The organism is Bradyrhizobium viridifuturi, from assembly GCF_001238275.1.
Classification (GTDB): Bacteria; Pseudomonadota; Alphaproteobacteria; order Rhizobiales; family Xanthobacteraceae; genus Bradyrhizobium; species Bradyrhizobium viridifuturi.
Genome location: NZ_LGTB01000030.1, coordinates 78,227 through 97,393 on the forward strand (window position 1 = coordinate 78,227; position 19,167 = coordinate 97,393).

Genomic DNA, 19,167 nt, shown 5'->3' on the forward strand with positions numbered 1-19,167 from the left:
CGCGGCTCCTTCCCAGGCGTCGTTACGGCGAAGGCCGGGACGACACTGGATTTGCGCGCGGCCTGCCGGCGCCCTCGGCAACGCCTCTTCGCATACGCATCATGCAATGACGCGGCTGGGGAACGCGATGCCGGCGTAGTACATGGCTTGCCGGAGACCGTTTCAGACATGCTCGAGAAGACCCCGACCACCGCGGCAGCGGTGCCAATCACCGATGGATTGCCGTGGGAGACCCGCCGCTGGGCGGTGGCCGCGATCTTCACGGCGCTGGCGATGGCCTCGCTCGACACCGCGATCGCCAACATCGCGTTGCCGGCGATCGCGAGCGATCTGCATGTCAGCCCTGCCGAGGTGGTCTGGGTCGTCAACGTCTATCAGATCGCCCTGGTCGCCACGCTGCTGCCGCTCGGCGCACTCGGCGAAATCGTCGGCCACCAGCGGATCTATCTCGGCGGCCTGCTGCTGTTCACATTGGCGTCACTCGGCTGTGCGCTGGCATGGTCACTGCCGAGCCTTCTGGTCGCGCGGACCTTGCAGGGCCTCGGCGCCAGCGGCCTGATGAGCGTCAACACCGCACTGGTGCGCTTCGTCTATCCGAGCCGGATGCATGGCCGAGGCTTCGGCCACAATGCGCTCGTGGTCGCGACCGCCTTCACACTGGGGCCGACCATCGCCTCCGGAATCCTCGCGCTCGGAACCTGGCCCTGGCTGTTCGCCGTCAACCTTCCGTTCGGTATCATCGCATTGCTGATCGGCATGAAGACGCTGCCGAAGACGCCGCGCGCCAAACACGCCTTCGACTTCACCGGTGCAGCCCTTGCCTGCGCCTGTCTCGGCCTGTTCATCATCGGCATTGGCAGCGCCGCCCACAAGGCAACTCCTGCGCTTGTCATCGCCGAGCTCGTCGGCGCGCTCGTGTTCGGCTGGATCCTGACCCGGCGGCATGCCGATCATCCGGCGCCGATGTTGCCGATCGATCTGTTCCGCCGACCGATCTTTGCGCTGTCGGCCGCGACCGCCGTCTGCTCATTCGCGGTGCAGGGCCTCGCCTTCGTCTCGCTGCCATTCTACTTCGAGGACATCTTGCATCGCTCGCAGGTCGAGACCGGCTTCTTCATGACGCCCTGGCCGCTGGTGGTCGCCTTCATGGCGCCGATCGGCGGCCGGCTGTCGGACCGCTATCCGGCCGGAATCCTCGGCGGCATCGGCATGCTGCTGCTCGGCCTTGGCATGGTGCTGCTCGCAACCCTGCCGGCGGAGCCCAGCGTCGCCAACATCGTCTGGCGCACGATGATCTGCGGCTTCGGCTTCGGCTTCTTCCAGACCCCCAACATGAAGGCGATCATGTCGAGCGCCCCGTCGCACCGCAGCGGCAGCGCCAGCGGCATCGTTGCGACCGCTCGTCTGACCGGGCAGACCACCGGCGCCGCCCTCGCCGCCCTCTGCTTCGCATTGGCCGATCGCGAAGGCGCCACCGTTGCGCTGGCGCTGGGCGCCGGATTTGCCGCGCTCGGCAGCGTGATGAGCTTCCTGCGTCTGGCCGTCGCCTCACCGCAAAAGACATGACAGGCATGTAACGCGCGCAGAGGCGCGACCATACACCGCGGCATCAACTTTCTTCCGCGCTGCGAGCGCATATTCTTGATTTGAACCGTTCCAGTTTCGAGGCCAACATCGTGCTGAAGTCCAGTCGGAGGATTGGACCCATTCAGGGGAAAGCGATGGCAAACCTCAAGATCAACGGCAAGACAACCACTGTAGACATCGAGGACGACACGCCACTGCTGTGGGCGATCAGAGAGAATGTCGGGCTAACCGGGACCAAATACGGCTGCGGCATTGCACAATGCGGCGCCTGCACCGTGCATGTCGATGGCGTTGCGATGCGCTCCTGCGGCGTGACGGTCGGCGAGGTGGCCGGCAAGGACATCACCACGATCGAGGGTCTCGCGGCGGGCGGCGTGATGCACAAGGTGCAGCTTGCCTGGATCGCCAGCGACGTGCCGCAATGCGGCTATTGCCAGAGCGGCATGATCATGGCCGTCGCGGCGCTGCTGAAGGAAAACCCGAAGCCATCAGACAACGACATCAACGACGCCATCACCAATATCTGCCGCTGCGGCACCTTCCAGCAGGTGCGCGAGGCGATCCATGCTGCCGCGAACGCGTGAGGAGGCAGCCATGAACCAGCACGTCAAGCTCAATCGCCGCGCCTTCGTGATCGGCACGGCCACCGCCGGCGCCGGCCTCGCGCTCGGCCTCGATCTGCCGTTCGGCGGTCCCGCCGTGGTCCGTGCAGCCGATGGCGCGCCCGAAGTGAATGCCTGGGTCGTGATCCGGCCCGACGACACCGTGGTGATCCGCATCGCCCGCTCCGAGATGGGCCAGGGCACGCTGACCGGCCTCGCGCAGCTCGTCGCTGAAGAACTCGAATGCGACTGGTCGAAGGTCACGACGGAATATCCGACGCCCGGCCAGAGCGTCGCCCGCAAGCGCGCCTGGGGCGATTTCTCGACCGGCGGCAGCCGCGGCATCCGCACCTCGCAGGACTATGTCCGCAAGGGCGGCGCCACCGCGCGCATGATGCTGATCCAGGCCGCGGCCAACGAGTGGAAGGTGCCGGCCACGGAGTGCAAGGTCTCCAATGGCGTCATCACCCACACGTCCTCGGGCAAGACCACGACCTACGGCAAGGTCGCGGAAGCCGCCGCCAGGCTCGAGCCGCCGGCCGACGTCAAGCTGAAGGACCCGAAGGACTGGACCATCGCCGGCAAGGGCCTGAAGCGGCTCGACACCGTCGACAAGACCACCGGCAAGATGATCTACGGCATCGACGTCAAGCTGCCGGGCATGCTGAACGCCGCGATCAAGGATTGCCCGGTGTTCGGCGGCAAGGTGAAGAGCTTTGACGAAGCCAAGATATCAGGCATGAAGGGCGTCAAGAAGGTGGTGCCGGTCGGCGACAGCGCGGTTGCCGTCGTCGCGGACACCTGGTGGCACGCCAAGACCGCGCTGGATGCCCTGCCGATCGTCTGGGACGAAGGCGACAACGCCAAGGTATCGAGCGAGACGATCGCAAAGTGGCTTGCCGAAGGGCTCGACAATGCGCAGCCGGCCTATGTCGGCAACCAGAACGGCGACGCCAAGGCTGCGATCGCAGGCGCAGCCAAGAAGGTGGAAGCTGTCTACAGCTATCCGTACCAGAACCACGCCACGATGGAGCCGATGAACGCCACCGTGCTCTACACGCCTGATAAATGCGAGGTGTGGTGCGGCACACAGAATGGCGAGGCGGCGTTCGCGGCGGCGCTCGAGGCCTCCGGCCTGCCGGCCGAGAAGGTCGACGTCCACAAGCTGATGCTCGGCGGTGGCTTCGGGCGGCGCGGCATGACCGACTATGTCCGGCAGGCGGTAGCGATCGCCAAGCAGATGCCGGGCACGCCAGTCAAGCTATTGTGGTCGCGCGAAGAGGACATGCAGCACGGCAAGTATCATCCGGTCACGCAGTGCAAGCTGACCGGCGCGTTCGATGCCGACAATAATCTGGTCGCGCTGCACTACCGGCTGTCGGGCCAATCGATCCTGTTCTCGGTGCGCCCGGAAGCCTTGCAGAACGGCATGGACCCCGCCGCCTTCCAGGGCGTCGCGCAATCCGGCGAGGCTGCGATCGGCTATTCGGTGCCGAACCTGCTGGTCGAACATTCGATGCGCAATCCACACGTCCCGCCGGGCTTCTGGCGCGGCGTCAACGTCAATCACAACGCGATCTACATGGAATGCTTCATGGACGAACTGGCCCAGGCTGTCGGCCAGGACCCGCTCGAATTCCGCCGCAAGCTGATGGGCAAGCACCCCAAGCATCTCGCCGTGCTCAACGCCGTGGCCGAGAGGATCGGCTGGGGCACGCCGGCGCCGCAGGGCGTCTATCGCGGCCTCGCGCAGGTGATGGGCTATGGCAGCTATGTTGCCGGCGCCGCCGAGATCTCGGTGACCGACGGCAGCAAGATCAAGGTGCATCGCATCGTCGCCTCCACCGATCCCGGCTACGTCGTCAATCCGGCGCAGGTGGAGCGGCAGATCGCGGGCTCCTTCGTCTACGGCCTCAGCGCGCTGTTCTACGGCGGCTGCACCGTGAAGGACGGCCGCATCGAGCAGGCCAATTTCGACACCTACAACTCGATGCGCATCAACGAGATGCCGAAGGTCGAGGCCGTGATGGTGCCGAGCGGCGGGTTCTGGGGCGGCGTCGGCGAGCCGACCATCGGCGTTGCGGCGCCGGCGGTGCTCAACGCCTATTTCGCCGCGACCGGAAAGCGCATCCGCTCTTTCCCGCTGCGCAACCAGAACATCTCCTTCGCCTGATCAAACCAGAAGCGGCGACCTGAGCGGCCGCCGCTTCCCTTTTCCGGATTATCGTGCATGGCCGTCACGCGTCATCAGACGCGCAGGGATGTGATCCGTGGCGCCGCTGCCGTTGCAGTAGCGGCCGCATTGGCGCGTCCGTCGCTGGCGCAAGCGGCAGCGCGCATCGCCGTGATCGGCGGCGGCTTCGGCGGCGCGGCCTGCGCGCGGGCGCTGCGGCGGCTCGACGCAAAACTCCAGGTCACGTTGATCGAGCCGAACAAGACTTTTACCGCCTGCCCGTTCAGTAATGAGGTGATCGCAGGCCTGCGTGAACTCTCCGCGCAGCAATTCAGCTACGACCGGGTTGCGGCCGACGGCATCACGGTCGCCGCGCAGGCGGCCACCAAGATCGACGCACAGGCGCGCAGCATCACACTCTCCGACGGCGCAGCGCTGCCCTACGACCGGCTTGTGCTCGCGCCGGGCATCGACATGCACTTCGAGGCCCTGCCCGGCTATGACGAAGCAGCCGCCGAAAAGATGCCGCACGCCTGGAAGGCCGGCGAGCAGACCATGCTGCTGCGCCGACAGCTAGAGGCCATGGACGATGGCGGCCTCGTCGTGATCGCGGTCCCCGCCGCGCCGCTGCGCTGTCCGCCGGCGCCTTACGAGCGCGCCAGCCTGATCGCGCACTATCTGAAGGCGAACAAGCCGAAGTCGAAGATCCTGGTGCTCGACGCCAAGGACAATTACTCGCAGCAGAAGCTGTTCGAGAAGGCCTGGGCGGAGCTCTATCCCGGCATGATCGAACGGATCGCGCTGTCGCAGGGCGGACGGGTGACATCGGTTGATCCGGCGACCAAGGAGATCGTCACCGACTTCGGCAATTACACTGCAGCGGTTGCCAATGTGATCCCGCCGCAAAGAGCCGGCCGCATCGCCGCGATCGCCGGCGCCGCCGACCACACCAGCTGGTGCCCGATCGATCCGGTCAGCTTTGCCTCGAAGCTCGTGCCAAATATCCACGTCATCGGTGACGCCGCGATTGCCGGCGGGATTCCGAAGTCTGCCTCCGCAGCGGCGGCGCAGGGCCGCGCCTGCGCGGCAGCGATCGTGAACTCACTCGCGGGCAAAGCACCGGAGATGCCGCGGCTCGACGGGGCCTGCTACAACACGGTGGCCCCCGGCTACGCATTCTCGCTGAAGGGCATCTATCAGCCGAAAGAGGATCAGTATGCCGAGGCCGAGGTGACCACGAGCCCGGTCGATGCGCCGCGCGAGGTGCGCCGGCGCGAGGCCGATCAGGCGGCCGACTGGTTCAAGAACATCACAGGAGACGCCTTTGGCTAGGCTCGCTCTCACGCTGCTGCTTGCCGCGGGCCTGTTCGCAGCCTGCGCGCCCGCGGGTGCCGAGGAACTGCGGCCCTACACCGTGGTGGGCGATGCTATCCCGCAGCCGCTGACGGGAACCAAGGGCGACGCCACCCGCGGCCGTACGTTGATCGTCGAACGTTCCTCCACTTGCATCCTCTGCCACAGCGGCCCATTTCCCGAGCAGGCGTTCCAGGGCGACCTCGCGCCGAACCTCACCGGCAGCGGCAGCCGCTGGACAGAGGGACAATTGCGGCTCCGGCTGGTCGATGCCTCGCATCTCAATGCAGCGACGATCATGCCGTCTTACTATCGCGTCGAGGGGCTCATGCGCGTCGGTAATTCATGGCGCGACAAGCCGATCCTGTCGGCGGAGCAGATCGAGGATATCGTGGCGTATCTTGTGACATTGCGGAACTAGGACCAAGCATGGCGAATTCGGACCACACCCGGCGAACGTTTCTGAGCCTTACCGGCGGTGCCGCCATGATGGTGATCGTGCGCCCGGCCGACGCGACGCCGGCGATGCTGTCGGCGGCGATCCGCAATATCGTCGGCGAAGCCAATGTGCGGACCGGCAAGGTCAAGCTCGATATCCCGCCGTTGGTCGAGAACGGCAACACGGTGCCGATGACGGTCAGCGTCGAAAGCCCGATGACGGCGGACGCCTATGTCAAGAGCATACACGTCTTCAACGAGAAGAACCCGCAGCCGAACATCGGCAATTTCTATCTCGGGCCGCGTTCCGGCCGGGCGCAGGTGTCGACCCGCATCCGTCTCGCCGACAGCCAGAAAGTCACGGCGATCGCGCGGTTGTCCGACGACACGTTCTGGTCGGCGACCGCTGACGTCGTAGTGACGCTCGCCGCCTGCACCGAGGAGGCGATCTGATGCCGTCGGCCCTGATCAACGTGCCGAAGAAGGCCAAGCGCGGCGACGTGATCGAGATCAAGACTTTGATGTCGCACATCATGGAGACCGGCTATCGCCACACCGCGTCCGGCGACGTGGTGCCGCGCGACATCATCACGAGCTTCACCTGCCGCTTCAACGGCACGGAAGTGTTCCGCGCCGACCTTTATCCCGCGATCGCCGCCAATCCGTTCATCACCTTCTTCACCACGGTGACCGAGAGCGGCAAGTTCGAGTTCGAATGGATCGGCGACAAGGGGTTTTCGGAGACCGCACAGGCTTCGATCACGGTCGAATGAGGATTGCGCTCTGCATCGCGCTGCTGACGGCAATGGCGGGCACAACGCTTGCCACCGAAATTCCGCTGGACCAGCGCCGCTCCGGCTACAGCTTCATGAGCGCGGACACCCAGGCGATGCAGGACGAGGACACTGCGAATCCCGGCATGCTGTTCGTGCTCGACGGCGAGGCGCTGTGGAAGCGCAAGGCCGGCGCCGCAAACAAGGCCTGCGCCGATTGCCACGATGATGCGCGGGTCAGCATGAAGGGCGTCGCTGCGCATTATCCGGCATTCGAGAAGACACTCGGAAAGCCCGTCGATCTCGAAGGGCGGATCAACCTCTGCCGTGCCGATCACCAGCAGGCATCGCCGTTCGCCTATGAAAGCCGCGAGCTGCTGGCACTATCAGCCTATGTCGCGCAGCAATCGCGCGGCGTGCCGATCGCGGCCGGTGACGATCCGGAGATCGCGCCGTTCGTCGAAAAGGGCCACGCCCTGTTCATCCAGCGACAAGGCCAGCTCAACCTGGCCTGCGCCAACTGCCACGACGATAATTGGGACAAGAAGCTCGCGGGCAGCGCCATCACGCAAGCGCAACCGACCGGCTATCCGCTCTACCGGCTGGAATGGCAGTCGCTCGGATCGTTGCAGCGCCGGCTGCGCGCCTGCATCACCGGCATCCGGGCGCAGGCCTACGACTACGGCTCGCCGGAGCTGGTCGAGCTCGAGCTCTATCTGATGACGCGGGCGCGCGGCATGCCGGTGGAGACGCCGGCGGTCAGGCCATAGGACATCAGCTCATCGCAAGCGACGCGAAGCAATCCATTGCTCCCGGCTGTACCGGAAGATGGATTGCTTCCTCGCTTCGGCGCAAGATTGCTGCGCAATCCTACGCGAACTCTTCGCAAACGCGGGGGCTGGCAGCCGCCGCGATGATCAACGCTCGGCGAACGCCTTCTCGACCACGAACTGGGCCGGCTCGCCGTGATTGCCCTCGACGAAGCCGCGGCCATTCAGCAGCGTGCGGGTGTCGGCGACCAGCGCCGGCGAGCCGCAGATCATGACGCGGTCATGCGCGGCATCGAGTGCCGGCAGGCCGATATCGGCGAACAGCTTGCCCGACGTGATCAGGTCGGTGATGCGGCCGCGGTTGCGGAACGGATCGCGCGTCACGGTCGGGTAATAGATCAGCTGGTCGCGCACCAATTCGCCGATCAGTTCGTCCTGCGGCAGCGTCTCGGTGATCATCTCGCCATAGGCGAGCTCCTTGACGCGGCGGCAGCCGTGCAGCAGCACGACCTTCTCGAACCGGTCATAGGTCTCGGGGTCCTTGATCACGCTCAGGAACGGCGCGAGGCCGGTGCCGGTGCCGATCAGATAGAGGTTGCGGCCGTCCTCGAGGTTGTCGATGACCAGCGTGCCGGTGGCCTTGCGGCTGACGATGATCTCGTCGCCTTCCTTGAGGTGCTGGAGACGCGAGGTCAGCGGGCCGTCCGGAACCTTGATCGAGAAGAATTCCAGCGTGTCCTCGTAGTTCGCGCTGGCGACGCTGTAGGCGCGCAGCAGCGGCTTCTCGCCGACCTTGAGCCCGATCATGGTGAACTCGCCGTTGCGGAAGCGGAACGACGGATTGCGCGTGGTCTTGAAGGAGAACAGCGTGTCGGTCCAGTGATGAACGCTGAGGACGCTTTCCTGGTTGAAATTGCTCATCGCACCAACCCCTGATTTGTGCTGCGGCGGAGGAGGACTTGGACCCCCGTTGACCGGCCGGATCGTTTGTATACGATCATTCGTATACAAACGAATAATCCGGCTTGATCGAAAAGTCAAGCCGGGCTCAAATTCCCGGGCAATTTCGGAACGAAAACAGAAGGAAAACACCCATGGCTCACGACGCGCCCCAGGCCACCGGCCCCAGCAAGCTGGTGATCCGCAATATCGGGCTATTGCTGTCGGGAGCTTTGGAGAGGCCGATCCTGGATGCCGATACCATCGTCGCCGAGAACGGCAAGATATCAGCGATCGGCCGCTTCAAGGATGTCGACACCGAAGGCGCCACCACGATCGTCGATGCCATGGGAACGACGGTCGCACCCGGCCTGATCGACAGCCACGTCCACCCCGTCGCCGGCGACTGGACGCCGCGACAGAACCAGATCAACTGGATCGACAGCTATCTGCATGGCGGCGTCACCACCATGATCTCCGCCGGCGAGGTGCACATGCCGGGCCGGCCGCGCGACGTGGTCGGCGTGAAGGCGATGGCGATCTTCGCGCAGCGCGCGTTCTGGACGCTGCGGCCCGGCGGCGTGAAGGTGCATGCCGGCGCGCCCGTGATCGAATGCGAGATGGTGGAGGACGATTTCAAGGAAATGGCCGCCGCCGGCGTCAAGCTGCTCGGCGAGGTCGGGCTCGGTGGCGTGAAGGACGGGCCGACGGCGCGCAAGATGGTCGGCTGGGCCCGCAAATACGGCATTCAAAGCACGATCCACACCGGCGGACCGTCGATCCCGGGCTCGGGCCTGATCGACAAGGACGTGGTGCTGGAGGCCGACACCGACGTGGTCGGCCATATCAATGGCGGCCACACCGCGCTGCCCGACGACCAGATCCGCTGCATCTGCGAGGGCTGCAAGCGCGGGCTGGAGCTGGTGCACAATGGCAATGAGCGCTCGGCGCTGTTCACGCTGCGAACCGCACGCGAGATGGGCGATCTGCACCGCGTCATCCTCGGCACCGACGCGCCTGCCGGCTCGGGCGTGCAACCGCTCGGCATCCTGCGCATGGTCTCGCTATTGTCCTCGCTCGGCGAGCTGCCGGCCGAGCTGGCGTTCTGCCTTGCGACCGGCAACACCGCGCGGATGCGCGAGCTCGATTGCGGCCTGATCGAAGTCGGCCGCTCCGCCGATTTCGTGCTGATGGACAAGGCGCAGCATTCACCGGGCAAGAATATCCTGGAAAGCGTTCAGCTCGGCGATCTCCCGGGCATCGGCATGACCATCATCGACGGCATCGTCCGCACCCAGCGCAGCCGCAACACCCCGCCCGCGGGCAAGGTGCCGGAGATCGTCGCGAAGTAGGCGGGCGATAGATGCCCGTCATCCTGAGGTGCGAGCTCTTGCGAGCCTCGAAGGATGCACGGCCCGGCTAGGTCTGCGATGAGACAGCCGGGCCGTCGCCCTTCGAGGCTCGCCAAAGAGGCGAGCACCTCAGGGTGACGGTACTACCTTTGCGTCAGCGCAATTTCCCCAGCAGCGCCATCAGGGTCTCACGCTCCTTGGCGTCGAGCGGCGCCAGCGTTTCCCTGGAAATGACCAGCGCATTCGGCGCGGCCTTGTCGGCCATCTGCTGGCCGGCGCGCGTCAAGCTCACCAGCAGCCGGCGGCCGTCATTCGGATCGGGCGAGGTCTCGGTCAGGCCGCGCGCGGTCAGCCGATCGATCACGCCCTTGATGGTCGCGACATCCATCGAGGTCAGCCGCCCGAGCTGGTTCTGCGAGCAGGCGCCGACCTCGGACAGCTTCGACAGCGCGGCCCATTGCGTCGGCGTCAGGCTGATGCCGATCTCGCGGGCGAAGATCACGGCGTGGCGCTGCGACACTTGGCGGAGGATGAAACCGATCTGCTCGTCCAGCACGTAGCCCGGCTTCGCGGCCTTCACGCTCCGCTTCGGTGCAGCACTCCTCGCCATCATTCCACCCCGCCCTTTACAGCGACAGATGCGCGTCACGGATATCCGGACGCGCATCGAGTTCCGCCATGGTGCCGCCAAAACAGATCCGGCCCCGCTCGATGATGTAGGCGCGATCGGAGATCAGCCGGGCGAAATGCAGATTCTGCTCTGACACGACGATGCTGACGCCCTCTTTCTTCATCGCCAGGATCGCATCGACCATCTGCTCGACGATCTTCGGCGACAGGCCTTCCGACGGCTCGTCGAGCAGCACCAGCGACGGATTGCCCATCAGCGTGCGCGCGATGGTCAGCATCTGCTGCTCGCCGCCGCTCATGCGCCCGCCGGGTCGCCCGCGCATCTCGCCGAGATTGGGAAACAGCTTGAACAGTTTCTCGCGGTCCCATTGCGGCGCGCCCGGCCGCTTCGGCTGCCGGCCGACCTCGAGATTCTCCTCGACCGTGAGATCCGTGAAGATACGGCGCTCCTCCGGCACATAGCCGAGCCCGCCGCGCACGATCGCATGCGTCGGCAGATCGGAGACGTCCCGGCCCTCGAACATCACGCGGCCGGAACGGTTCTCGACCAGGCCGACGATGGAGCGGAACGTGGTCGACTTGCCGGCGCCGTTGCGGCCGAGCAATGCCACCACCTCGCCCTCGCCGACCTCGAGCGCGATGTCGAACAGGATATGCGCCGGACCGTAGAAGCTGTTGAGGTCCTTCACCGTGAGCTTCATGCCGATGCCCCCTCGCGGTGCCGCGCGTCGTAGACGAGGCCCTCGCCGAGATAGATCGCCCGCACCTGGGCGTTGCCGCGCACCTCCTCGGGCGAGCCTTCCGCAATCAACGTGCCGCGGTTCAGCACCAGGATACGATCGGCATGCTCGAACACCACGTCCATATCGTGCTCGGTGAACAGCACGCCAATCGACTGCTCCCGCGCGATCCGCGCCGTCAGCCGCATCAGCTCGACGCGCTCGCGCGGCGCCATGCCGGCGGTCGGCTCGTCCATCAGCAACAGTTTGGGTTGGTTCGCCAGCGCGATCGCAAGCTCCAGCCGCTTGACGTCGCCATAGGCAAGCTCGCCGCAGGGCCGTTCCGCATAGGCGCCCATGCCGACCAGATCGAGCAGCCGCCCGGCCTCATCGCGAGCATGACGCGCGGTCGAGGTCCATAGATTGAACAGCTGGTCGCCATGCGAGACCAGCGCGACCTGCACGTTCTCGCGCACCGTCATGGTCGGGAACGTCGCTGCGATCTGGAACGTGCGCCCCACCCCCATGCGCCAGATCACGCGCGGCTTCTTGCCGGTGGTCTCCGCGCCCAGCACGCGGATGCGGCCGCTATCCGGAACGTTCTGGCCGTTGAGCATGTCGAAGCAGGTGCTCTTGCCCGCCCCGTTCGGCCCGATCAGCGCCAGGATCTCGCCGGCGCGCAACTCGAACGAGACGCCGCGCACCGCGTGCACGCCGCCATAGGACTTGGTCAACCCCTCGACCGACAGCAATGTTGGAACCATGCTCATTCGGCGGTCTCGATGCGGGAGGTGAGCAAGGGCGACGCCGCTGACGAGGATTTGCGCCGCCGGTGCATGAGGGCTTCCAGCGTGCCGACGATGCCCTTCGGGAACGCGACCACGATCAGCACCACGAAGGCACCGAGCACGAGCTTCGACCAGTCGGTCTGGCTGACCAGCCAGATATTGAGCGCCTTGTAGACGATGGCGCCGACCACCGCGCCCGACACCGTCTCGACGCCGCCGAGCAGCACCATGACCAGCGCGTCGACCGACAGCGAGATGCCCATATTGTCGGGAAAGACGCTGCCCTTGAGATAGGCGAACAGCGCGCCGGCAAGGCCGGCGACCGTGCCCGCGATCACGAAGGCGGTCCACTGGATCCGCTTGCCGTTGATGCCGATCGCCTCGCTACGCAGCGGAGAATCCCGCGTGGCGCGCAGCGCAAAACCGAACGGCGAGAACACGATGATGCGCAGGATCACGACCGCGAACGCGGCAATGCCGAGCGACAGCCAGTAGAAATGCGACGGGCTCGCCGCCCATTTTTCCGGCCAGACCCCGAGAATGCCGTTGTCGCCGCCGGTGACCGACACCCACTGGAACGCGATCGACCAGACGATCTGGGCAAAAGCCAGGGTCAGCATCGCGAAATAGACGCCGGAGAGCTGCACCGCAAAGAAGCCGAACACGCCGGCGCCCATCAGCCCGAGCAGCGGGCCGAGCAGCAGGCAGGCGATCATCGGCAGGCCCGCCATCTTGGCGAGCAGCGCCACGCCATAGGCGCCGAGGCCGAAATAGGCGGCGTGCCCGAACGAGGCGAGCCCGCCGACCGACATCAGGAAGTGCAGGCTGACCGCGAAGATCACGAAGATCGCGATCTCGGAGCCGACGGTGAGCACATAATTTCCGGCGATGAAGGGCAGCGCGGCGGCGACGACAAGGACGGCGATCGCGGCGAGCCGTTCGTTCGTCGTCAGCGGCCGCCACGGATTGACGGTCAGGCCTGGCGTACGCCGCGCCGGCGCCTCGGGCTTGCCGAATAGGCCCCACGGCCGGACGATCAGCACCACCGCCATCACCAGGAACACCAGGATGATCGAGATCTTCGGGAAGATCAGGATGCCGAATGCGTTGAGCTCGGACACCAGCACCGCCGCGACGAAGGCGCCGATGATGCTGCCGAGGCCGCCGATCACGACCACGACGAAGACCTCGACGATGACCCGCAAATCCATCGCGTGGTTGACCGCATCGCGCGGAATCTGCAGCGCGCCGCCGAGCGCGGCGAGGAAGACGCCGAGCGCGAACACGCTGGTGAACAGCCATTTCTGATTGACGCCGAGCGCTGCGACCATGTCGCGGTCCTGCGTCGCCGCGCGTACCAGCACGCCCCAGCGGGTGCGCTGGAACAACAGCCAGAGCACGCCGAGCACAACCGGCCCGAGCACGATCAGGAACAGGTCGTAGCTTGGAATATTCTGGCCGAAGAAATCGATCGCGCCCTTGAAGCCCGGTGCGCGGCGACCGACCAGGTCGTCAGGCCCCCAGATCAGCACCACGAGGTCCTCGACCATCAGCGTGAGGCCGAAGGTGGCAAGCAATTGGAACAGCTCGGGCGAATGGTAGATCCGGCGCAGCAGCACCATCTCGACCAGCACGCCGATCGCGGCGACGACGAGGGCCGCGATGACGATGCCGCCCCAGAAGCCGAACGCGCCTTCGAGGCGCTCGGTCAGGGTGAAGGCGACATAGGCGCCGAGCATGTAGAACGCACCATGCGCGAAGTTCACGATCCGCGTCACGCCGAAGATGATCGACAGACCCGAAGCGACCAGGAACAGCGACGCCGCGCTGGCAAGACCGGTCAGGAACTGGACGACATAGAAAGCCATGGACGGTCCGCGTTGGAGTTTACAAGCGTCACTTTCCTTCACCTCGCCCCGCCCGCGGGGAGAGGTCGAAACTCAAGCGCGAGCTTGAGTTTCGGGTGAGGAGAGAACTCTCCGCGCACTCGCTCGCGGAGACAGCCCCTCACCGGAGCCGATGCTTCGCATCGGCGTTGTTTCTAGACGGCGGCCAAGGCCGCCTACGCCCTCTCCCCGCAAGAGCGGGGCGAGGGAGAAGAAAATCAATCCTTCGGCCGCATCTTCTCGATCTCGGCATCACTGGGCAGATAGTCCGAGCCCTTGCGATAAGCGGTATCGACCATGATGCCCTTGCCGTCCTTCAGCGCGGTCTTGCCGGTGAAGGCGCCAAGCGTCGACTGGTGATCGATCTTGCGGAAGGTAATCTCGCCGAATGGCGACGGCATCGAGATGCCTTCGGCCGCCGCGATCAGCTTCTCCGGATCGCTGGAGCCGGCCTTGGCGAGGATCGCCGCCGCCGCCTTGATGGTCTGGTAGCCGACGATCGAGCCGAGCCGCGGATAGTCGTTGTACTTGGCCTGATAGGCCTTCAGGAACGCGTCGTGCTCCGGCGTCTTGATCGAATACCAGGGGTAGCCGGTGACGATCCAGCCTTCCGGCGTCTCGTCCTTCAGCGGATCGAGATATTCCGGCTCGCCGGTCAGAAAGCTCACCACCGTGCGCCCCTTGAACAGGCCGCGGGTGTTGCCTTCGCGCACGAGCTTGACGAGGTCGGCACCGAAGGTGACGTTGAGGATCGCCTCCGGGTTCGCCGCGGCAGTTGCCTGCACCACCGGACCGGCGTCGATCTTGCCCTGCGGCGGCCACTGCTCGTCGACCCACTGGATATCGGGACGCTTCTCCGACATCAGCTTCTTGAACACCGCGACCGCCGACTGGCCGTACTCATAATTCGGCGCGATCGTCGCCCAGCGCTTTGCGGGAAGCTTTGCCGCCTCCTCCACCAGCATCGCGGCCTGCATGTAGTTCGATGGCCGCAAGCGGAATGTGTAGCGGTTACCCTTCGACCAGGTGATCGCGTCGGTCAACGGCTCCGCGGCGAGGAAGAACACCTTCTTCTGGTTGGCGAAGTCAGAGACCGCCAGACCGATATTGGAAAGGAACGTGCCGGTGAGCATCGCGACGTTCTCGCTCGACACCAGCTCGTTCGCCGCGGTCTGCGCATCCGCCGGCTTACCGCCATCATCCTTGGAGATGACGACGAGCTTCTTGCCGTTGATGCCGCCCGCCGCATTGATCTCCTCCACCGCGAGCTGCCAGCCCTTGCGATAGGGCTCGGTGAATGCCGGCAGCAGCGAATACGAGTTGATCTCGCCGATCTTGATCTCGGCCTGCGCCATAGCCTGCGTCGCCATGGTCGCGACCGCGATCGCCAATCCCGCCCCTACGAAATAACCACGCATCCCGTCCTCCAGTTTTTCTTCAAAGAGATTATCGCAATCCGTCTTCGCCTTTGACTTCGTCGACCGTCAGCCCTCCGACCCGCGGCAGCGGCCGGCCGCTGTCGGTCACCGCCACCGCGACCATGATCTCGTTGGCGCGCGGCGCATCGTTGATCTGCACTTCCATGCCGTCGAAATGGCTGCGCACGAAAGCCGCGTCCTTGTGCCCGAGCGGAATATCCAGCGTGGTGCCGGGACCGGAGCGCTTCTTCGAGGACGGAATCAGCGCCGCGCCCTTCGAGAGCACCTTGCGCACCGGCGCGCCCATCTTCGGATGCAGGATCGCGGCCGCGTGCTCGAGCTCGCCATTCTCGCCGACCGCGGCGGCCTTGCCGTAGCTATGCGCCTTGGCGCCGTCGATGCCGAGCGCGGCGACCGCCCGCTTCGACAGCAATTCGCCGAGCTCCTCGCCGATCGCGATCAGCGGCGACAGGTCCTCGACATAGCGGCCGGCAAAGGGGTTTTCGATCACGGCGATCGCGGCGGCGCGGCGGGTGGGCGGTGCGATGCTCTTGCCCATCTCCAGATGGGTCTCCTCGACCACGGTGACGATCTTGCGAATGACGGCGCTCATCTTGCCTCGCTCCCGGTCATGCCTGCAGCATGTGCTCTATCGTTGGTTCCTGAAACGCGTGCGACGCCGGCGTGCCGTCCCCAGTTGCACCAACAAGCCGCGTTTCGCCCAGTAGACGCAATGCCGCGCCCTCGATCAATCCCGACATCAGGAGCATCCGCGCCCGTGCCGCCCCCGCCTCGAGCGCCCGGTCGATCTCGTGGTCCGCCAAAGGCCCCACATCGCGCGTCACCGGTCGCCCGCCGAGGTCGCTGTCGGGCTGCAATTCGTTGGCCGGAACGCGCATGATCGCGGGATGATCAGGCAGATCGACCGCATTGGCGATCACGGTCGCAGCCGCGTCGGCCCGCGACGCCGTCCGCGCCAGCACTGTGACGGCGTCGGCAATGCCGAGCGAGAAGCTGCGGCCGTGGCGGCCGCTGGTCGCGATTCCGCGGACCGGCATGTCGGCATCGACCGACATCGTGCGCATCACACCGTGGCGGTCCGGCCGATCCATCAGGCCGACGGTGAATTGTTCGCCCTCGCCGAGATGCAGCGCGATGTCGCCGCCATTGTTGACATAGGCGCGATCGAGCGTCGTTGTGCGCAGCATCTCACCGAGGATTTCCTCGGCAACCGAGCCCGCGACCGCGGCCATCGGCGTGATGAAGCAATCGGTGGCAAACGGCGCGACCGCCGCATGCATACGCCGCGCGACGACGCCCTTCAGCAGGCAGCGATCGGGACCCGCCGCGCTGCGCAGTTCGGCGAGTTCAGTGCAGAGTTCATCGAGCAGACCGGTAAAGCGCTCCGCCGCCGCCTGATAGGCGGACCGAACATCCGCATCCCTGCCCTTGGCTTCGATGATCAAGTCAATGGGCCCATCCTGCAAATGCAGCCGCTTGCCGTCAGGAAGAAGCGCGATTTGCGGAAGCCGCGTCATGCGCGCCGCCCGGGAAGATACGGCACCGGCCGGATGTCGGCGCTGTCGCGCAGCGATGACAGCGGCCGGACATAATCCATATGGCCGCCGAGTGCCGCGTAATCCGACAGCTTCATCGTGAACTCGATCGGCGCCACCAGCGCCGGCGTCGGCACGTAGCCGAAAGCTCCGGCCGGCATCTGCGTGACATCGACCATGAAGGTGATGCCGCCGCCGGGCCAGACATAGACCGGCGCACCGCCACTGGTCACCCTTGTGAGCGCATCCTTGACCGAGCGGGTCAGCCGCACCGGATTGTCGGTGACGCCAGCGCGCAGCGATCCGCCCGCGCCACCCATGAACAGCACGGTGCACAACGCCGGCTCGCAATTCTCCTGGATGCGCTCGACCGAGAATCTGAGGTCGGCCGGCATCTCGGTCTCGACCGGCCGCAAGGCCTCGTCGAGCACGTAGTATGACGCGTGCTCGCCGGTGGTCGAAACCATCAGCATGGTCAAACCCGGTCGCGCTTCCTTGGCATTGAAGGGGCCGAGGATCGACAGCGGATCGGAAATGTTGGTGCCGCCCCAGCCGGTGCCGGGATCGGCGACCTGGAAATAGCGGCCGGGCGTCGAGCGCCTCCCCTTCATCTTGATGCCGGTGTCGGCGATATCGAGCAGCTTGCCGGCCTGGTGCTCGCTGAGCACGCCAGTGATATGGTCGTCGACCACCACGACCTCATCGACCTTGCCGTGCCACTGCTTGGCGAACATGCCGATGGTCGCCGAGCCGCAGCCGACCCGCATGCGCTCTTCCGCCACGCCGTTGACGATCGGCGGCTTGCCCGCCTGCACCACGACACTGGCGCCGCCGTCGATGGTCAACTCGACCGCCTTGCAGTTGGAGAGGTCCATCAGCGTGTCGCAAGTGACGCGGCCTTCCTTCTTGGAGCCGCCGGTCAGATGATGCACGCCGCCGAGCGAGAGCATCTGCGAGCCGTATTCGCTGGTCGTGACATGGCCGACCGCCTCGCCATCCGCGCGCACGGTCGCGGTCTCCGGACCGAGATAGCGGTCGGTGTCGATCTTCACCTTGACGCCGCAATAGGAGAAAATGCCCTCAGTCACCACGGTGACCATGTCGACGCCGTCGACTTCCGACGACACGATGAAGGGCGCCGGCTTGTAGTCCGGATAGGTGGTTCCGGCGCCGATCGCGGTGACGAAGAGGTCGGGCTGGCTGACGATCTTGCCATCCCAGTCGCCGCTCACCTGGAACGGCACCAGCTTGCCGCCATGCGAGACGGTGCGCTCCAGCACGACATGCGGATCGACCCGCACCAGCGTGCCGTCATGATTGGCATAACGGTCGCACGCGCCGGCCGCGCCCGGCTTGATGTAGCACATCACCGGACAGGCATCGCAGCGGATCTTGTCGCCGGCGGCGACGGTCATTGTGTCAGCCATCGTGACCAAGCCTGGACTTGTGGTGGCGGTCGATCATACTGCGCTTCCGCCTCTCTGCCTATATCGTTCGTATACGAATGATCCTGCGCGCGGGCCTCAAGCCTGTCAAGCGGCCTTTGCAATCAAACCCTGCCATTCGCTTGCGCACCCTGTTCATAAAGCGTGCACTCGCTGCAGCGCGGCATGCCGCCGCTTGCACGTTTGTATACAAACGTTATCCTCGCCCGCGATTGGACGCTGACGTTGCAGCGCAAACATCAGGGGAGAACCGGGGCAATGCGCCTGACCGTGAACGGCAGGAATCATGATGTCGACGCCGCTCCCGACACCGCATTGCTTTACGTGCTGCGCAACGACCTCGCATTGAACGGACCGAAATATGGCTGCGGGCTCGGCGAGTGCGGCGCCTGCGCGGTGTTGATCGACGGCGTCGCCGCGCGCGCCTGCGTGATTCCGATCGAGGGCTGCGCGGGGCGCAGCATCGTCACGCTCGAAGGACTTGGCACCCGCGAGCATCCCGATCCGGTGCAGGATGCCTTCATCCGCGAGCAGGCCGCACAGTGCGGCTACTGCCTCAACGGCATGATCATCACCACCAAGGCGCTGCTCACGCGCAATCCAAGTCCTTCCGAGCATGAGGTGCTGGAAGCGCTGCGCTACAATCTCTGCCGTTGCGGCGCCCATATCGAGATCATCCGCGCAGCGATGCGTGCCGCCGGCCACGCGCTTGAGGCGCGCGATTGATGGCGGGTCCGG

19 protein-coding genes are annotated in these 19,167 nt (G+C 65.5%); 10 read left to right on the forward strand and 9 right to left on the reverse strand.

All coding sequences use genetic code 11. The features are described from left to right. Nucleotides 1-168: 168 nt before the first annotated feature. The 8 genes from ALC15_RS25695 (at nucleotide 169) to soxA (ending at nucleotide 7,696) form a co-directional block, all read left to right on the forward strand. A complete protein-coding gene (locus ALC15_RS25695; RefSeq protein WP_050629673.1) occupies nucleotides 169-1,566 on the forward strand; it encodes an MFS transporter in 1,398 nt (465 codons plus the stop codon). A gap of 155 nt (nucleotides 1,567-1,721) precedes the next feature. Further along, nucleotides 1,722-2,171 (forward strand): (2Fe-2S)-binding protein, encoded by a 450-nt coding sequence (locus ALC15_RS25700; RefSeq protein WP_050629674.1) that lies wholly within the window; start codon nucleotides 1,722-1,724, stop codon nucleotides 2,169-2,171. 10 nt (nucleotides 2,172-2,181) lie between these two features. Next, nucleotides 2,182-4,362: a xanthine dehydrogenase family protein molybdopterin-binding subunit gene (locus tag ALC15_RS25705; protein ID WP_050629704.1), complete on the forward strand. Its 2,181-nt coding sequence runs from the start codon at nucleotides 2,182-2,184 to the stop codon at nucleotides 4,360-4,362. A 57-nt stretch (nucleotides 4,363-4,419) separates the two neighbouring features. Further along, the gene (locus ALC15_RS25710; RefSeq protein ID WP_050629675.1) at nucleotides 4,420-5,694 is read left to right on the forward strand and encodes an NAD(P)/FAD-dependent oxidoreductase; all 1,275 of its coding nucleotides are present in this window, start codon (nucleotides 4,420-4,422) and stop codon (nucleotides 5,692-5,694) included. A gap of 13 nt (nucleotides 5,695-5,707) precedes the next feature. Then, nucleotides 5,708-6,136 carry a sulfur oxidation c-type cytochrome SoxX gene (gene soxX / locus ALC15_RS25715; protein ID WP_050629705.1) on the forward strand — a complete coding sequence of 143 codons (429 nt, stop codon included), beginning with the start codon at nucleotides 5,708-5,710 and terminating at the stop codon, nucleotides 6,134-6,136. Nucleotides 6,137-6,144: 8 nt separating this feature from the next. Beyond that, a complete protein-coding gene (locus ALC15_RS25720; RefSeq protein WP_050629676.1) occupies nucleotides 6,145-6,606 on the forward strand; it encodes a SoxY-related AACIE arm protein in 462 nt (153 codons plus the stop codon). Further along, entirely contained in the window at nucleotides 6,606-6,926 is a 321-nt protein-coding gene (soxZ, locus tag ALC15_RS25725; protein WP_050629677.1) for a thiosulfate oxidation carrier complex protein SoxZ, read from the forward strand. Before ALC15_RS25720 ends, soxZ begins: the two co-directional genes overlap by 1 nt. Further along, nucleotides 6,923-7,696 carry a sulfur oxidation c-type cytochrome SoxA gene (gene soxA / locus ALC15_RS25730; RefSeq protein WP_050629678.1) on the forward strand — a complete coding sequence of 258 codons (774 nt, stop codon included), beginning with the start codon at nucleotides 6,923-6,925 and terminating at the stop codon, nucleotides 7,694-7,696. The genes soxZ and soxA overlap by 4 nt, the downstream gene beginning before the upstream one ends. A 147-nt stretch (nucleotides 7,697-7,843) precedes the next feature. Here soxA and ALC15_RS25735 read toward each other — a convergent pair whose 3' ends face one another. Next, a complete protein-coding gene (locus ALC15_RS25735; protein WP_050629679.1) occupies nucleotides 7,844-8,617 on the reverse strand; it encodes a ferredoxin--NADP reductase in 774 nt (257 codons plus the stop codon). Nucleotides 8,618-8,790: 173 nt separating this feature from the next. Between ALC15_RS25735 and ALC15_RS25740 the strand changes: the two genes are divergently transcribed. Further along, on the forward strand, nucleotides 8,791-9,987 hold the full coding sequence (locus ALC15_RS25740; protein WP_050629680.1) for an amidohydrolase family protein: 1,197 nt from the start codon (nucleotides 8,791-8,793) through the stop codon (nucleotides 9,985-9,987). Between the two features lie 154 nt (nucleotides 9,988-10,141). Here the strand turns inward: ALC15_RS25740 and ALC15_RS25745 are convergent, their stop codons facing one another. The 8 genes from ALC15_RS25745 to ALC15_RS25780 all read right to left on the reverse strand — a co-directional run bounded on the left by ALC15_RS25745 (nucleotide 10,142) and on the right by ALC15_RS25780 (nucleotide 18,411). After that, nucleotides 10,142-10,597: a MarR family winged helix-turn-helix transcriptional regulator gene (locus ALC15_RS25745; protein WP_050629706.1), complete on the reverse strand. Its 456-nt coding sequence runs from the start codon at nucleotides 10,595-10,597 to the stop codon at nucleotides 10,142-10,144. Between the two features lie 16 nt (nucleotides 10,598-10,613). Then, entirely contained in the window at nucleotides 10,614-11,318 is a 705-nt protein-coding gene (locus tag ALC15_RS25750; protein ID WP_018270449.1) for an ABC transporter ATP-binding protein, read from the reverse strand. Then, entirely contained in the window at nucleotides 11,315-12,106 is a 792-nt protein-coding gene (locus ALC15_RS25755; protein WP_050629681.1) for an ABC transporter ATP-binding protein, read from the reverse strand. Before ALC15_RS25755 ends, ALC15_RS25750 begins: the two co-directional genes overlap by 4 nt. Beyond that, nucleotides 12,103-13,992: an ABC transporter permease gene (locus ALC15_RS25760; RefSeq protein WP_050629682.1), complete on the reverse strand. Its 1,890-nt coding sequence runs from the start codon at nucleotides 13,990-13,992 to the stop codon at nucleotides 12,103-12,105. The genes ALC15_RS25755 and ALC15_RS25760 overlap by 4 nt, the downstream gene beginning before the upstream one ends. 236 nt (nucleotides 13,993-14,228) lie before the next feature. Beyond that, nucleotides 14,229-15,428 carry an ABC transporter substrate-binding protein gene (locus ALC15_RS25765; protein WP_050629683.1) on the reverse strand — a complete coding sequence of 400 codons (1,200 nt, stop codon included), beginning with the start codon at nucleotides 15,426-15,428 and terminating at the stop codon, nucleotides 14,229-14,231. A 28-nt stretch (nucleotides 15,429-15,456) separates the two neighbouring features. Beyond that, nucleotides 15,457-16,041, reverse strand: coding sequence for an amino acid synthesis family protein (locus ALC15_RS25770; RefSeq protein WP_050629684.1), 585 nt, complete (start codon nucleotides 16,039-16,041; stop codon nucleotides 15,457-15,459). A gap of 16 nt (nucleotides 16,042-16,057) precedes the next feature. Beyond that, complete coding sequence (locus tag ALC15_RS25775; RefSeq protein WP_094194096.1) at nucleotides 16,058-16,966, reverse strand: UPF0280 family protein; 909 nt, start codon at nucleotides 16,964-16,966, stop codon at nucleotides 16,058-16,060. Further along, nucleotides 16,963-18,411, reverse strand: coding sequence for a hypothetical protein (locus tag ALC15_RS25780; RefSeq protein WP_050629685.1), 1,449 nt, complete (start codon nucleotides 18,409-18,411; stop codon nucleotides 16,963-16,965). The genes ALC15_RS25775 and ALC15_RS25780 overlap by 4 nt, the downstream gene beginning before the upstream one ends. Before the next feature lie 276 nt (nucleotides 18,412-18,687). Between ALC15_RS25780 and ALC15_RS25785 the strand changes: the two genes are divergently transcribed. Beyond that, complete coding sequence (locus ALC15_RS25785) at nucleotides 18,688-19,155, forward strand: (2Fe-2S)-binding protein (protein ID WP_050629686.1); 468 nt, start codon at nucleotides 18,688-18,690, stop codon at nucleotides 19,153-19,155. Nucleotides 19,156-19,167: the final 12 nt, after the last annotated feature.